Origin of the sequence: Pandoraea sp. B-6, assembly GCF_000282835.1 — a bacterium.
Lineage (GTDB): Bacteria > Pseudomonadota > Gammaproteobacteria > Burkholderiales > Burkholderiaceae > Pandoraea > Pandoraea cepalis.
In genome coordinates, this window is record NZ_KB290546.1 from 86,089 (window position 1) to 100,903 (window position 14,815).

At 64.5% G+C, this 14,815-nt stretch carries 16 protein-coding genes and 1 pseudogene; 8 read left to right on the plus strand and 9 right to left on the minus strand.

Annotated features, from left to right (window positions below):
* From A985_RS26190 to A985_RS0118780, 3 genes are all read right to left on the minus strand, one after another.
* Positions 1-640, minus strand: a 640-nt coding sequence (locus A985_RS26190; protein ID WP_369751600.1) for a DMT family transporter, incomplete at its 3' end; no start/stop codon positions are given.
* 73 nt (positions 641-713) lie between these two features.
* Positions 714-1,400: a VOC family protein gene (locus tag A985_RS0118775; RefSeq protein ID WP_017234916.1), complete on the minus strand. Its 687-nt coding sequence runs from the start codon at positions 1,398-1,400 to the stop codon at positions 714-716.
* Between the two features lie 54 nt (positions 1,401-1,454).
* The gene (locus tag A985_RS0118780) at positions 1,455-1,808 is read right to left on the minus strand and encodes a DUF2917 domain-containing protein (protein WP_017234917.1); all 354 of its coding nucleotides are present in this window, start codon (positions 1,806-1,808) and stop codon (positions 1,455-1,457) included.
* Positions 1,809-2,019: 211 nt separating this feature from the next.
* On the opposite strand from A985_RS0118780, the gene A985_RS0118785 reads away from it, so the two are divergent.
* The 4 genes from A985_RS0118785 to A985_RS0118800 all read left to right on the plus strand — a co-directional run bounded on the left by A985_RS0118785 (position 2,020) and on the right by A985_RS0118800 (position 6,927).
* Positions 2,020-3,465, plus strand: a complete 1,446-nt coding sequence (locus A985_RS0118785) for a PLP-dependent aminotransferase family protein (RefSeq protein WP_017234918.1) — start codon at positions 2,020-2,022, stop codon at positions 3,463-3,465.
* 254 nt (positions 3,466-3,719) lie between these two features.
* The gene (gene htpG, locus A985_RS0118790; RefSeq protein WP_017234919.1) at positions 3,720-5,606 is read left to right on the plus strand and encodes a molecular chaperone HtpG; all 1,887 of its coding nucleotides are present in this window, start codon (positions 3,720-3,722) and stop codon (positions 5,604-5,606) included.
* 212 nt (positions 5,607-5,818) lie between these two features.
* Positions 5,819-6,427: a chorismate lyase gene (locus tag A985_RS0118795; RefSeq protein ID WP_017234920.1), complete on the plus strand. Its 609-nt coding sequence runs from the start codon at positions 5,819-5,821 to the stop codon at positions 6,425-6,427.
* Positions 6,415-6,927, plus strand: a complete 513-nt coding sequence (locus tag A985_RS0118800; protein WP_017234921.1) for a DNA-deoxyinosine glycosylase — start codon at positions 6,415-6,417, stop codon at positions 6,925-6,927. Before A985_RS0118795 ends, A985_RS0118800 begins: the two co-directional genes overlap by 13 nt.
* 103 nt (positions 6,928-7,030) lie before the next feature.
* Here the strand turns inward: A985_RS0118800 and A985_RS29730 are convergent, their stop codons facing one another.
* Positions 7,031-7,711 (minus strand): methyl-accepting chemotaxis protein, encoded by a 681-nt coding sequence (locus A985_RS29730; protein ID WP_017234922.1) that lies wholly within the window; start codon positions 7,709-7,711, stop codon positions 7,031-7,033.
* A gap of 409 nt (positions 7,712-8,120) precedes the next feature.
* On the opposite strand from A985_RS29730, the gene A985_RS0118810 reads away from it, so the two are divergent.
* Positions 8,121-8,963 (plus strand): hypothetical protein, encoded by an 843-nt coding sequence (locus tag A985_RS0118810; RefSeq protein WP_017234923.1) that lies wholly within the window; start codon positions 8,121-8,123, stop codon positions 8,961-8,963.
* Positions 8,964-9,075: 112 nt separating this feature from the next.
* On the opposite strand, the gene A985_RS0118815 is transcribed toward A985_RS0118810, so the two are convergent.
* From A985_RS0118815 to A985_RS0118830, 4 genes are all read right to left on the minus strand, one after another.
* Entirely contained in the window at positions 9,076-9,414 is a 339-nt protein-coding gene (locus tag A985_RS0118815) for a DUF2322 family protein (protein WP_026132143.1), read from the minus strand.
* 94 nt (positions 9,415-9,508) lie between these two features.
* Complete coding sequence (locus A985_RS0118820; protein WP_017234925.1) at positions 9,509-10,705, minus strand: benzoate/H(+) symporter BenE family transporter; 1,197 nt, start codon at positions 10,703-10,705, stop codon at positions 9,509-9,511.
* Between the two features lie 79 nt (positions 10,706-10,784).
* Positions 10,785-11,960 carry a VWA domain-containing protein gene (locus A985_RS0118825; RefSeq protein WP_017234926.1) on the minus strand — a complete coding sequence of 392 codons (1,176 nt, stop codon included), beginning with the start codon at positions 11,958-11,960 and terminating at the stop codon, positions 10,785-10,787.
* Between the two features lie 13 nt (positions 11,961-11,973).
* The gene (locus A985_RS0118830) at positions 11,974-12,816 is read right to left on the minus strand and encodes a MoxR family ATPase (protein WP_017234927.1); all 843 of its coding nucleotides are present in this window, start codon (positions 12,814-12,816) and stop codon (positions 11,974-11,976) included.
* Positions 12,817-13,097: 281 nt separating this feature from the next.
* Here A985_RS0118830 and A985_RS0118835 point away from each other — a divergent pair, with 281 nt between their 5' ends.
* Together A985_RS0118835 and A985_RS0118840 are read left to right on the plus strand one after the other, a co-directional pair.
* Positions 13,098-13,463: a cytochrome c gene (locus tag A985_RS0118835; RefSeq protein ID WP_017234928.1), complete on the plus strand. Its 366-nt coding sequence runs from the start codon at positions 13,098-13,100 to the stop codon at positions 13,461-13,463.
* 25 nt (positions 13,464-13,488) lie between these two features.
* Positions 13,489-13,902, plus strand: a complete 414-nt coding sequence (locus A985_RS0118840) for a c-type cytochrome (protein ID WP_017234929.1) — start codon at positions 13,489-13,491, stop codon at positions 13,900-13,902.
* Between the two features lie 74 nt (positions 13,903-13,976).
* Here the strand turns inward: A985_RS0118840 and A985_RS0118845 are convergent, their stop codons facing one another.
* Positions 13,977-14,408 carry a DUF1841 family protein gene (locus A985_RS0118845; RefSeq protein ID WP_017234930.1) on the minus strand — a complete coding sequence of 144 codons (432 nt, stop codon included), beginning with the start codon at positions 14,406-14,408 and terminating at the stop codon, positions 13,977-13,979.
* A 155-nt stretch (positions 14,409-14,563) separates the two neighbouring features.
* Here A985_RS0118845 and A985_RS28700 point away from each other — a divergent pair.
* Positions 14,564-14,815: pseudogene (locus A985_RS28700) on the plus strand (hypothetical protein); the annotation flags it as partial.

Sequence of the window (14,815 nt, forward strand, 5' to 3'; positions counted from 1 at the left end):
CACCCCATGCCTTGCCGCTGACCGGCCACGGCTGATGCCACGCCAGCCAGCCCACCGGCAGCACCAGCACTGGCGACGACACCACGAGCGCCCAACAGATCACCTGCCACCCGCCCATCTCGCGGGCGAGCTTGCCGCCCTCGGCATAGCCGAGCGCACCGATGACCACCGCCAGCAGCATCAGCCCATCGGCCGCATGCAGACTGCCGCCCCCGGCGCGCAGCGCGAAGGCCATCACCAGCACGCTGCCGGCGAGGGCACAGCCCCAGAACCCGCGCGACGGACGCTCGCCGCCGAGCCAATAGGCGTAGATCGCGACACAGAACGGCTGCAAGCCGTTGACGACCGCGCCGTGCGACGCCGGAATCGTCTTCATCGCCCATGCGGAAAACACCGGGAACGCAATGATCACGCCCAACGAGGTGATGGCGAGACTCTTGATCTGGCGTGGCGTGGGCCACGCCTCGCGACGCCACCAGAGCAGGGCGCCCGCAAACACGGAGGCGACCAGCGCGCGCCCCAGCCCATTGAGCAACGGGTTGACTTCCGCGACGACAATGCGTGTCATCGGCAACGTCAGGCTGAAGATCAGCACACCGATCAGTCCGATCAGCATGCCCCGGGATTCACGCGAATTCATGGTGTCGCCTTGTATGTCTGGTTCTGCGTCATCCGCCCGTCATGCGGTGTGCCGGGCGTTTGGTGCGGCGGGCCTAGCGCAACGTGCGCGGCCCGTCGGGGGTTTCGATTTCGGCGGTGAGCGACGGCTCGACCAGCGTGGCTTCGACGTTGACGAGTGCGTCGGCCCCAAGCCACTGCAATTGCGCCTGGATCGCCGCCGCCTGCGGATGGAAGCCGCGCAACGCGGTAACGGCACAATCGGCGCTCGGCAGCGCATCGCTCGGGTGCTGCGCCGAATCCCATTGGATCAGCGTCGGCAGCAGACCTTGTCCGGCGCCTTGCCAAGCGGGCAGACTGCCGTCGTCGGGCACGCCGATCCGCCACGACAGCGCGCCGCGCTGCATCGCCATGACTGGCGCCAACCGCTGCGGATACTGCGCCTGCCAGCGTGGCAGCGAGCGCGGCCGCTCCACGCGCGCCACCCAGTGCGCGAGGTAGGGGCCGCGCTCGAGGCGCGCCTGAACGGCCTCGTCGTCGAGGCCGAACCAGCGCGGCCGGTCTGGCGGCGGGGCTTCCGGGTCGATGGCGATGATCTCTAGGTAAGCGCCACCCCAGAGTCCCAGCAAACTGTTGTGCGTGCCCATGCGGGCGTGCTTGCCGCCGCGCTGCGGTACGACCTCGGTGAGGCCGAGCTGCTCGATGACATGGGCTTCGCCCGCCTCCAGCGTTTGCGCGGCAACGACGAGATGATCCAGTTTCAGGGCTTGGGGTGCGGTCATGGCGGGGTCGGGCGGCAAAATCGATAGCTTACTCCGCCTCGTTCCTTCGTCGGGTCATCCACGCGAGAGTCGCGTCATCGTCCGATTGGCCATGCGCACGGCGAGATCGCGCCACGCCAGTCGCCACCCGGCGCGCACGAGGCGCTTGCCGGCAGACGCGGTGAGTGTGGCCGCGGGATGGCTCACGCGCAGACGCACGCCGTCTTGCCATGTGCCCAGCCACACGCGCTGACCGGCCCGAATCTCAAAACTCTCGCCGGCGTGCAGCCAATGGTCGGCGGGCTCACCTTCCACGGTCAGCCACAGGACACCTTGCAGCACTTGAAGCGATTGCGGCAGGTCGGCAGCCGGGGCCTGCCAGAAGACGGTCTGTTCCCGGTCCAGTTCGAAGAGTCGGATTTCACGCATGGCGGTCTCCAGTTGAGAGGACACTTTATCGGTTAACTCCGGTACAGTACCGGTACAGATGGCAAAGTAATCTTCGGTACAGTTAAGGATTGACAGAGAATTTGGCGCGCGTAGAGTGGCGACCGATGGACAATCCCCGCAATGCCGGGCCGACGCGCAGCAGACACTTTGACCGCGAAGCGGCGGTCAGCTTTGCCCAGGTGGATAGACGATGACGACAACGACCCCCATTTCCCCGCTGGTGCTGGCCGACAACGCCGCGCTCGACACGTCGCGCATGACGCTTGTCGATCAGCTCGTGCATTGGGCGAGCCTGCGCATCGAGGAACGAGTCTTCCTGCCCGGCATGCGCATGCCGTCGATTCGCTCGCTGGCGGAAGACAAGCGTGTGTCGCGCTTTTCCGTCGTCGAGGCGTACGAGCGGCTGGTCGCGCAGGGCTATCTCGAGGCGCGGCGCGGCTCGGGTTTTTACGTGCGCGAGCGGCCTGTGATGCCCGCGCAGAACGCGGCGGCGCCGATGCTCGCGCAGGGGCCGATCGACGTGGCCTGGCTCGTGCGCAGCATGCTTCACTCGGTCGCGCCGGAGCGCGGTCCGGGCATGGGCTATCTGCCGCCGAGCTGGCTCGATGCCGACATGATGACGTCCGCCATGCGCTCGATGAGCCGTCAGTCGAGCGCGCATCTGCTCCAAAGCGGTAACCCGCATGGCTTCCTGCCGCTGCGCGTGCAACTTCAGACACAACTCGCGGAACTCGAAATCGGCGCGCGCCCCGAGCAGATCGTGTTGACATCGGGCATTACGCAGGCGGTGGACTTTCTGCTGCGTCTGTACGTGCGCGCGGGCGATACGGTGCTGGTGGGGGACCCGGCGTGGTTTGTCATGTTCGGCCGCATCGCGTCGCAAGGCGCCCACACCATTGGCGTGCCGTACACCCCCGACGGACTCGACATGCCGGCGCTGGAGCGCCTGGTGCAGCAGCATCGGCCCAAGTTGCTGATCCTCAATTCGATCCTGCAGAACCCGACCGGAACGTCACTGACGGCGGCGCGCGCCTTCCAGATCCTGCGTCTGGCCGAGCAGTACGACTTCATGGTGCTCGAAGACGACATCTACTGCGACCTGTGCCCGTCGCACCAGCCGGTGGCGCGACTGGCGAGTCTCGATCAGCTCAAGCGCGTGATCTACATGGGCAGCTTCTCGAAGACGCTCGCCGCGAACCTGCGGGTGGCGTTCGTGGCGTGTTCGCCGGCGCTGGCGAAGACCTTCGTCGATCACAAGATGCTGTCGGGCTCGACGACGCCGGAGATCAACGAGCGGATCGTCTACAAGGCGCTGACCGAGGGGCATTACCGCCGTCACGTAGAGCGCTTGCGTACGCGTCTCGACGAGGTGCGCGACACCACGCGCCGGCGTCTGGAGCGCATCGGCCTGCGCATGTTCGGCGAACCGACGTCGGGCATGTTTTTCTGGGTCGACACCGGCGTCGATACCAGCGCGGTCGCCGCCGCGGGGCACGAAGCGGGCTTCCTGTTTGCGCCGGGGGCGTTGTTCTCGCCGCGTCAGGCGCCGAGTACCTGGATGCGCATGAATATCGCCTGTTCCAGCGATCCCGCCATGCTGACCTTCCTCTCGCGGCAGCTCGAACTGGCCGCCTGAGCGGGCGTGGGCGCGAGCCCGATGGTGGCGGTTCGACCGTCTCACTGGCACGGCGCTTCGCCAGGTTTTGCCGTAATTTCCCGTATCGTCGCGCAAGCTGCCGCGAAATAACCCTTCTGCTGGCCTTGAAATGCCGGCCCGCCGTCCCTATTTTCATCGGGTACCGCCGCTCCGGCAGCGCGCGCGCAAGTGCGCCGGCCGGCGGTCAGTGTCGATATTCCATCCATCTCACCGATTCACGAGGATTCCCGACCATGGCGCAAGACACCATGAGCTTTCAGGCAGAAGTCAAACAGCTTCTGCAACTGATGATTCATTCGCTGTACAGCAACAAGGAAATCTTCCTGCGCGAACTGATCTCCAACGCTTCGGATGCCGCCGACAAGCTGCGCTTCGAGGCGATCAACGACGCCGCGCTGTACGAGCAGGATCCGGAACTCAAGATTCGCGTGTCGTTCGACAAGGACGCCCGCACCGTCACCATCGAGGACAACGGCATCGGCATGAGCCGCGAGGAAGCCATCGCGCATCTCGGCACGATCGCCAAGTCCGGCACCAAGGAGTTCTTCTCGCGCCTGTCGGGCGATCAGCAGAAGGACGCCGCGCTCATCGGCCAGTTCGGCGTGGGCTTCTACTCGGGCTTCATCGTGGCCGATCGCATGACGGTCGAGTCTCGCCGAGCCGGGCTGCCGGCTTCGGAGGGCGTGCGCTGGTCGTCGGCGGGCGAGGGCGACTTCACGGTCGAGACCATCGAGCGCGCCCCGCGCGGCACCGCCATCACGCTGCATCTGCGCGACGGCGAAGACGAACTGCTCTCGTCGTGGCAACTTCAGTCGATCATTCGCAAGTATTCGGATCACATCTCGCTGCCGATCGTCATGCGCGGCGAAACATGGGACGAAGAAAAGCAGGCGATGGTGCCCGCCGAGTCCGACGAGACCGTCAACCAGGCGAGCGCGCTGTGGACCCGCAGCAAGAGCGAGATCACGGACGAGCAGTACACGCAGTTCTATCAGCACATCGCGCACGATATGCAGGCGCCGCTGGCATGGACGCACAACCGCGTCGAAGGGCGCAGCGAATATACGCAACTGCTGTACGTGCCGGGCCATGCGCCGTACGATCTCTGGGATCGCAATTCGCAGGGCGGGCTGAAGTTGTACGTCAAGCGCGTGTTCATCATGGACGACGCGGAACAACTGCTGCCGAACTACCTGCGCTTCGTGCGCGGGGTGGTCGACTCCGCCGATCTGCCGCTCAATGTGTCGCGTGAAATCCTGCAGGAAAGCCGCGATGTGAAGGCGATCCGCGAAGGCTGCGCAAAGCGTGTGTTGGGACTGCTGGAAGATCTGGCCGAGAACCAGAAGGACAAGTACACGCAGTTCTGGGGCGCGTTCGGGCAGGTGCTCAAGGAAGGCACGGGCGAGGATCAGGCGAATCGCGAGCGCATTGCCAAGCTGTTGCGCTTTGCTAGCACGCACAACGATTCGGCCGAGCAGAACGTGTCGCTGGCCGACTACATCGGCCGCATGAAGGACGGTCAGGACAAGATTTACTACGTCACGGCCGAGAGCTGGGTGGCGGCAAGCCATAGTCCGCACCTGGAAGTATTCCGCAAGAAGGGCGTGGAAGTGTTGCTGCTGACCGATCGCGTCGACGAGTGGATGCTCTCGTACGTGCACGACTTCGACGGCAAGGCGCTCGTGAGCGTGGCGCGTGGCGATCTGGATCTGGGCGCGCTGGAAGATGCGAGGGAAAAGGCTGCCCAGGAGAAGACCAGCGGCGACCTCAAGCCGCTCATCGAGAAGATGAAGGAAGTGCTCGGCGACAAGGCCAAGGACGTGCGTGTGACGTTCCGTCTGACCGATTCGCCGTCGTGCCTGGTGTCGGATGAGAACGACATGAGCGGCACGCTCCAGCGCTTGATGAAGGCGGCGGGGCAGAAGATGCCGGAATTCCGTCCGATTCTCGAAATCAACCCGGAGCATGCGTTGATCCAGCGTCTGACGGCAGAGCGTGCCGATCTGGCGGACTGGGCGCAACTGCTGTTCGATCAGGCGCTGCTGGCCGAAGGCGGCAGCCTGGAAGATCCGGCGGCGTATGTGAAGCGTACGAACGCGTTGCTGCTCGCCGCGCAGTGAGCGCGCCAGTGCAGACCGCGCAGCGCTGACCATGGCGTTGCCGATGGGCCCCCGCGTCGATATGTCGCGGGGGCCTTTTTGTTTTTGGGCGCGAGCGTTACGGGGCGGCGGATCAAGGGTGGCGGGCCGGTGTCCGCAGACCGGCTCCAATGCCGCCGCTGCGTGACGTGTGGGCGGTGCGCCGTCGCCTTGCGCCTTTATAATGCCGAGCCATGACTTTCCGATTTGATGTGGGGGGGCGGCGCTGGCAGGCTGTCCCGGCGCCGGCGCTTTCGCGTCGTCATAAAGATTGGCTTACCCGGGGCGGCGCGCTCACGCGTCATCTGTCGACCCTGGGGCGCGTGAGCGTGCGCGTCGTGGCGGAGCGAGTGATGCCCGCCGACGCGGACCAATGCCGCGCCATCGGTGTGCCATTGCGCACGCCGATGTGGGCCCGCGATGTCATCCTGCTGGTCGACGGCGAGCCAGTGGTCGTGGCGCACAGCGTCACGCCGCTCGCCTATAGCCGCTCGATCTGGCAGGCTATGCGTCGCTTGCGTACGCGACCGCTGGCCGATCTGCTCTATCACGATCCCACCGTCACGCGGTCCATGCTGGTGTCGTGCCCGCTTGCGCCGCGTCATCTGTTGCACGGCCGTGCGCGTCATGATGCGCGCGACCCGCTCGTCGGTGCGAATCCACGTGCGCGGTTGTGGGCGCGTCGGTCGGTCTTCGTACGCCGTGGCGCGCCGTTGCTTGTCACCGAAGCGTTTCTGCCGCGTTTCTGGCGGCGTTTGGAAGCGACGCACGGTGCGCTGGCTCACGACGGATGCGTGTCATGACGACGGACCTCATCCCTGAGCGCAAACGCAACTTTCCGCCGGTGGTGGACGCGCAAACGCGCGTGCTGATTCTCGGCAGCCTGCCCGGCGACGTCTCGCTCGCGCATCAGCAGTATTACGCGCATCCACAGAATCGCTTCTGGCATCTGGTGGGCGATACGATCCGCGTCGACCTGCCGTCGCTCGCCTACGATGCGAAGCTGCAGGCGCTGCTCGCCCATCGCATCGGGTTGTGGGACGTAGTCGCCGAGGCCCGGCGCAACGGCAGCCTCGACAGCAATATCCGCGACCATACGGGCAACGACCTGATCGGGCTCATCGAGACGCTGCCGGATCTCGAGGTGATCGCATTCAATGGCGGCACGGCGGCCCGGCTGGGCATGAAAGCGCTCGCACACCACGCGGATCGGTACCGGATCGTGATGCTGCCCTCCAGCAGCCCGGCCTACACATTGGCCTACGCAGAAAAGCTGCGCATGTGGCAGGCATTGACCGCGTGACGGCCTGTCGAGCGGCGCGTCCGGGGTAGCTCGGTCATGCCCGCGCGTGGCTGCACGCAACTGTGCGAGGCGCGATTCGTAGCGATCCACGGGTGTCGGCGCATCAAACCCTGGCTGAACCTTTGGACTTGTCGTTCGAGCCGACGACGTTGCGGATCAACTGATCCATCTCCTTGATGATGTCTGCAAGCACCTGCGTGATCACCGCAAACTCCCTGCCATGCTCCCCCGCCCGAGCCGCCGAGATGCGCGCATTGAGCGCAACGATGTTGGCTTGCATCGAAATACCGCTGAGGCGCTCCACGAGGTCGGTCTGGCGTTTGCGCACGGCAACTTCGCAACGGTGCATTTCCTCCTGATAGGCCTGGGTGACGGTCTGTAGCAGGTCAAGTAGCGGGGTGGCCTGTGCGACCAGGGCATCGAGGGATGACGCTTGCCGATGGGTGTCCGCCAAAGGGGCGTCTATCACGGCGCTGACCTGGGCGATGAAATCACGGATACGAGCGTCGGCGCGCGGACTGCCGAAATAAAGCTGCTGCAAGGCGCTGGAGAACGCGCCAGGGAAACGCTCATTGCCCGTCGCGAGATCCGAATGCGCCGACTCGAACATCGACAGACACTGGCGTGCGATATCGAGCGCGGCCGTGTCCCCACGCGAAGCGAGCAACAACTGAAGGATGATCCGTTGCGACAGCATGCGCTGCCTGCCGGAGAGGTTGATCAATGTGCCGAGGGTTTCGGCGGACACTTCGGCCTCGGTTGATTGCGTAGAAAAAGCGTTCATGCCATGCCTTACAGAGAGTGTCGACGCAGAGGCGCGCCGTGCTGAGCGGCAAAGCAAAAGCGCCCCGAAGCGAGATGCCTGCAAACCGGTTGCCCGGTGCGTGGTCATCTCGCTTCGGGGCGCCATTGCCCGGGACGCTCCTTTTCGGAGCATGTCATCGCGACTTGCCAGTTTGTTTTCAGGCCGCCGTTGGCCTGTGCGTGTCTTTTGCAATATCCATGCCATCGCTCATTGCAGCGGCCCTGGGCGTCGGGGCGCAGCGAAATGGTGCGGCGGATCCTGCCCGGGGCACTGATCTTGTGCCGGATGCGTCATCGCGACGCGTGCGTTGCGGCGTCTCGACGGGGCGGGAAGCGAACCCGGTACAATGCGTTCCCATCGGAATCTCCCGAGTTTCATTGAAGGACACATGACCCTCATCAAACGCAAATCCATCGAAGCCGAAGCATTCGTCAGCGACGAGCGCACCGTCCGTTCCTCCCGTCCCGCGTACAAGCCGCGTTTCGCGCCGGTGACGTTTTCCGAAATGGGGGGCGTGCGTTACCTGCACTTTGGCACCCCGTGGGTGCAAGGGGCAATGCGTCTGTCCAAGCCTGACCGGATCGAGCTGGAATACGCGCAACAGATGATGGCGTGGCTGCTGTTCATGCGTGCGCCCAAGCACGTGGTGCAACTGGGTCTCGGCACTGGGTCGCTCACCAAGTTCTCGCATCGCCAGTTCCCGCGTACACAGGTCACCGCCGTGGAGCTGAACCCGGCCGTGGTCGTGGCGGCGCGCACCATGTTCAGCCTGCCCGATGACTCGCGCCGATTGAAGGTGCTGGAAGCGGATGCCTGGGATTTCGTCACCGACCCGGCGAGGCATGGCACGGTCGACGTGTTGCAAGTCGATCTCTACGACGCGACCGCACGTGGCCCGGTGCATGACACGCCCGCGTTCTACAAGGCCTGCCGCGCCACGCTGAGCGCACCCGGCATGCTGACGACGAATCTGTTCGGCGATCACGACAGCTATCCGAAGAACATCCGTCGCCTGCGTCAAGCTTTCGATAATCGCGTGATCGAATTCCCTGAAGTGCACGACGGCAACGTGATCGTGCTGGCCTTCAACGGTCCGCTGCTCTCGGTGGAGTGGAAGGATGTGGAAGCCCGCGCGAAGGTGGTGGAAGCCGCCACGGGCCTGCCGGCCAAGCGTTGGGTCAAGCAGCTTCGCTCGGCCAACGGCGACGGTGGTCCGGTGCTGACGATCTGACGTCAGAGCGTCGGCGCACCTCTGCGCATCTCGGCGCGGCGATGCCTGTCGTGGATGTAAAAAAGCCAGCCGCGAGGCTGGCTTTTCATTGGGTGCGACGGACGTGGCCTTCTCAGGCTGCGACTTCCTCGATGCTCAGCGCCTCGCCACCGGCCACGATCGCCAGCAGGCGGTCGACGTTCGGGTGCGCGCCCGGACGATTGCGCGCATCCGCCGTGTGTTCGCCGAAGACCGCCAGCCCGTGCTCGGCCGCTTTGGCGTCAAGCGTGCCAAAGGCCTGCTTCAGATAGTGGTACACGGCGAGCGAGCCTTGCTTGCCCGGTGCGTTCTCGATGGTCGCCACGACTGCGCCCGTGCCGTCGCGTAGCGCAATGCGCGCGATGCCCTCGATGCTGCCGACGGCGGCCATCTGTGCGAGGTTGTCCTTGAAGACCGGGGTCGGTTCGATCATTGCCATGGGGGTGCGGCTCCTGCGGTTACGTTGCGTTCGAAAAATGTTGCGGGCCGAATGGTATCACTCCGGCCCGCGCGGCTTCACACAACGCTCACGGGCGCCGCCATTGCAGGATCGTCAGCGTCAGCACGCCTGCGATCAGGCCCCAGAACGCCGAGCCGATGGACAACAGCGTCAGGCCCGACGCCGTCACCATGAACGTGATGAGCGCCGCTTCGCGCTGGCGCATGTCGTGCATGGCGTTGGCCAGGCCGTTCATGATCGAGCCGAACAGGGCGAGCGCGGCAATCGAGACCACGAGGGCCTTCGGAAACGCCGCGAACAAGGCGGCGATGGTCGCCCCGAACGTGCCCGCGATCAGATAGAACGCGCCGGACCATACGGCGGCCGTGTAACGCTTGGCCGGGTCCTCGTGGGCCTCGCGTCCGGTGCAGATGGCTGCCGTGATGGCCGCCAGATGGATACCGTGCGAGCCGAACGGCGCGAGCAGCACCGAGGCGATCCCCGTCGTCGAAATGAGGGGAGAGGCCGGCACGGTGTAACCGTCGGCACGCAGCACGGCGAGCCCGGGCACATTTTGCGAGGCCATCGCCACCACGAACAACGGGATCGCGATGCTGATCGTGGCCGACAGCGAGAACGAGGGCGTAGTCCACACGGGCTTCGCAAGCGCGATGTGGAAGTGGCTGAAATCGAGCAAGCCTGCGCCGCCCGCGACCGAAGTGCCTACGATCAGCGCCAGCAGAATGGCGTAACGCGACGCAAACCGTTTGACGACGAGATACGTGAAGAACATCGCAAGCACGAGCGCCGTCTGGTGCTGCGCCGCGACGAAGATCTCCAGCCCGATGCGAAACAGGATCCCCGCGAGCAGCGCAGACGCCAGCGCTGGCGGTACGCGGCGCATGATCGTCTCGAAGCCCCCGGTCAGCCCACACAGGGCGATGAGGGCATTGCAGACGATGAACGCGCCGATGGCCTCGCCATAGGGCACGCCCGGTAGCGAAGTAATCAGTAGCGCGGCGCCCGGCGTGGACCACGCCACGACCACCGGCGTGCGATAGCGCAGCGATAGCCCGATGGTCGTCACGCCCATGCCGATGGAGAGCGCCCAGATCCACGACGAAATCTGCGCGGGGGTGAGATGGGCGGCCTGTCCGGCCTGGAACATCAGGACGAGCGAGCTGGTGTAGCCCGTCATCATGGCAACGAAGCCGGCGACGATGGCCGACGGCGACGTGTCCGCCAACGGCCGGAGCGGTGGCAGGGGAGTCGTGCTGGACGTCATGATGGGAAGCGGTCTCTGGGTTCTTGTTACGTTGTTGGTGCGTTGCCTTGCCGCGCCCTGCGACGCCGGGCGGCGAGCCTTACTTGCTCAGCGCGCGCATGGCCGACTCCAGTCCGGCGAGCGTGATCGGATACATGCGGCCCGCGAATAGCTGACGAATGACCGAGATCGACTGGCGATATTGCCATATCGCCTCGGGCTCCGGATTGAGCCAGGCGTGACGCGGGTAGCGGTCGATGAAGCGGCGTAGCCACACCGCTCCGGCTTCCGCGTTGTTGTACTCGACCGAGCCGCCCGCCTGCAGCACTTCGTACGGACTCATCGTCGCGTCGCCCACGAAGATCAGTTTGTAGTCGGGCGGGTATTTGCGCAGCACGTCCCATGTGTCGAAGCGTTCGTTATGGCGGCGTCGGTTCTGCCGCCACAAATAGTCGTAGACGCAGTTGTGGAAGTAGTAGAACTCAAGATGCTTGAATTCGGACTTCGCCGCGGAGAACAGCTCTTCGGTACGCGCGATGTGGTCGTCCATCGAACCGCCCACGTCGAGCAGCATCAACACCTTCACGTTGTTATGACGCTCCGGCACGAGCTTCAGGTCGAGCCAGCCGGCGTTGGCCGCCGTCGAGCGAATGGTGTCGTCGAGGTCCAGCTCCTCCGCGGCCCCCTCGCGCGCGAACTTGCGCAGACGCCGCAACGCCACCTTGATGTTGCGCGTGCCGAGTTCGACGGCGTCGTCGTAGTCGCGGTAAGTGCGCTGGTCCCACACCTTCACCGCCGTGCGATTGCCGTTGCTCTCGCCGCCGATGCGGATGCCTTCGGGGTTGAAGCCGCCATTGCCGAACGGCGAGGTGCCGCCGGTGCCGATCCACTTGTTGCCGCCTTCGTGGCGGCCTTTCTGCTCGTCGAACAGTTGCTTCAGGCGCTCCATGAGCTTGTCGATCCCGCCCAACGCCTGAATGCGCGCCTTGTCTTCGGGCGACAATTCGCGTTGCATGCGCTTCTTGAGCCATTCGAGCGGCACCTCGCCCGAGGCGTCGACGATTTGTTGCACGCCTTTGAAGTACGCACCGAAGGCCTGATCGAACTTGTCGTAGTGCTTCTCGTCCTTGATGAGCGATAGACGCGCCAGATAGTAGAACTCGTCGAGCGAGGGCGCGATGACCTGACGCTGCAGCGCTTCGAGCAGCGTCAGGTATTCCTTGACCGAGACCGGCAGCTTCGCCGCGCGCAAGGTATAGAAGAAGTCGATCAGCATGACGGCGGCGCGCTTACCGATTGGCGCGATTCATGAAAATGAGGCGCTCGAACAGGTGCATGTCCTGTTCGTTCTTGAGCAGGGCGCCGGCCAGCGGCGGAATTGCGAGCTTGTTGTCGGCGCTGCGCAGCGCTTCCGGGCCGATCTCCTCGGCCATGAGCAGCTTGAGCCAGTCGATCAGCTCCGAGGTCGACGGCTTCTTCTTGAGTCCGGGAATATCGCGTACCTCGAAGAAGGTCGCCATCGCGGCGTTCACCAGCTCGCGGCGAATGTTCGGGAAATGCACGTCGATGATCGACTGCATCGTCGACGGCTCGGGGAACTTGATGTAGTGGAAGAAGCAGCGGCGCAGGAAAGCGTCGGGCAGCTCCTTTTCGTTGTTCGACGTGATGATGACCAGCGGGCGATGGCGTGCCTTCACGAGCTGGCGCGTCTCGTACACATAGAACTCCATGCGGTCGAGTTCGCGCAGCAGATCGTTGGGGAATTCGATGTCGGCCTTGTCGATTTCGTCGATCAGCAGCACGACGGGCTGGTCGGCCTCGAAGGCCTGCCAGAGCACGCCCTTGACGATGTAGTTGGCGATATCGCGCACCCGCTCGTCGCCCAGCTGCGAATCGCGCAGTCGCGAGACGGCGTCGTATTCGTAAAGGCCTTGCTGGGCCTTGGTGGTGGACTTCACGTGCCATTGCAGCAGCGGCATGTCGAGCGCGGCGGCGACTTCCTCCGCGAGCATCGTCTTGCCGGTGCCGGGTTCGCCCTTGATGAGCAGCGGTCGTTGCAGCGTGGCCGCCGCGTTCACGGCGAGCTTGAGGTCGTCGGTCGCGACGTACTGGGAAGAGCCTTCGAAGCGCATTGTCTGAGCCGTCCGCAAACAGCCGGCCTACCGGCCGGGCAGGGAAAAAGTTCAGTATAAGACATTGCGCATACGGCGCGCTCGGGCAGTGGAAATTGGCTGTGACATCAAAGGCTTGCGGGAAAACTTCGGAGAACTGTGCGGGTCAGCCCCGAGTTTGCGGACCGAAGGCTGTGGGTTACAATCGATTGCTTTTTTCACAGGACGGTGGCCTTGGAGTCGGGCCGTCGCCCTGCGTGTTGCGGGCCGGTATTCCAACCAAAAACGTTCCCAAGAAGACCATGAAAAAGTTCCTCACGATGATGGCGCTGGCGCTCGGCAGCACGTCGTTCATGTCGCTCGGCGCGGCGCATGCGGCCGATCTCAAGCCCAATCTCGACGCGGCGAAGGACAAGGTCGCCATGTGTATTGGCTGCCACGGCATTCCCGACTATCGCACCGCGTTTCCCGAGGTCTATCACGTGCCCCGGCTCGGCGGACAGAATGCAAAGTACCTTGAAAACGCCCTGAAGGAGTACGCCAAGGGCGACCGCAAGTTCCAGACGATGCATGGCATCGCAGCCACGTTGACCGAGCAGGACATCGTCGACATTGCCGCCTACTACGCGGCGCAGACGGCGTCGACGCCGGTCAATCCCCAGAAGTAAAACGTGCGTGGCTGAGGAGAACACGATGAAGCATTCGATGGTAAAGGCCGCCGCGGCGGCATCCCTGGCGCTCGGCGCCGTGCTCGCGGGTGGGGTCGGCTCGGCGTTTGCCGCCGGCAACGTCGCCAATGGACGCGCGCTCGTCGAGAAAGGCATGTGCGTGAGCTGCCACGGCGCCAATCTGAACGCGCCGATCAGCCCCGAGTATCCTAAGCTGGCCGGTCAGTACGCAGACTACGTTTATAACGCGCTGCGGGCGTATCAGAACGAAACCAGCCTGATTTACGGTCGCAGCAACGCGATCATGAAGACGCAGGTCATGTCCAATCCCGCCACGGTCGGTAAGGACGGCAAGCCGCGTCCGTTCACCTCGCAGGAGTTGCGTGACATTTCGGCCTATGTCGAATCGCTGCCCGGCGATCTCGTCACGAAGAAGTAAGCGGACCGGCCGCAATATCCAGCATCGGGATCAGGCACGACGGTGACCCTCAGGGGAACCGTCGTCGTCAGCGCTCAGCGCGACGCTTGCTGCTCGATACGCTGCAGGTAGGCGTCCGAGTCGGGCGGCTGGCCGCTGCGTTGGGCTTCCCAGAGCGTTTGTCCCAGGCACTCCATGATGCGGTGCTGCGCCTCGTGGGGCGAATCGAGCCGTTGGCTCAGTTTCTCGTAGGCGGCACGAATGCCCGGCGGCTGGTCGATCGAGACCTGCTCGCTGATCGCCAGGTGCATCGACAAATGCAGGAACGGGTTGGTCTGCCCTGCCTCGGGCGAGTAGTCGCGCTCGTTGGCGTCTTCGGTGTCGGACAGCGCGTCGTGATACTCGGGATGGGCTTGGATCCAGTCGGCGGCCATGGTCTCGAGCGGCGTGAGAATGCTGCCGCTGCGCTGCTTTTGCCAGGTGGTGCAGAAGAATTGCCGGACTTCATCGCGGCTCGGATTGAACATGGGGACTCCGTGGGGTTCTGATGTCGCCGCTTGCGGCGCGCCGCCCCTTGACTACAATGGCGGATCGATCGCTGCCGTGCATCGTGCCAGGCGCAGGGGAAACGCGCCGCCAACGCCTGAAAATCTCGCCGTATTGTCGCTCAATTTATCCAGTCATGTCGCAAAGCCCTCGCGCGCACGCGCTCACCGGCAACGCCGCCGTCATGCCGCAGGCCCCCCGTCCCTCGGCCTGGACCGGCGTCGCGCTGATCGCCGTGTCGGCGTCCGCGTTCGGCGCCATGGCCATCTTCGCGCGGGCCGCGGCGGCGTCTGGCGCGGACATCTTCGCGATGCTGCTGTTTCGCTTTTTCGTCGCCGCGGTCCTGCTGCTGGCCTGGTGTCGGTTGCAGCGGGGGCGCTTCCCGTCG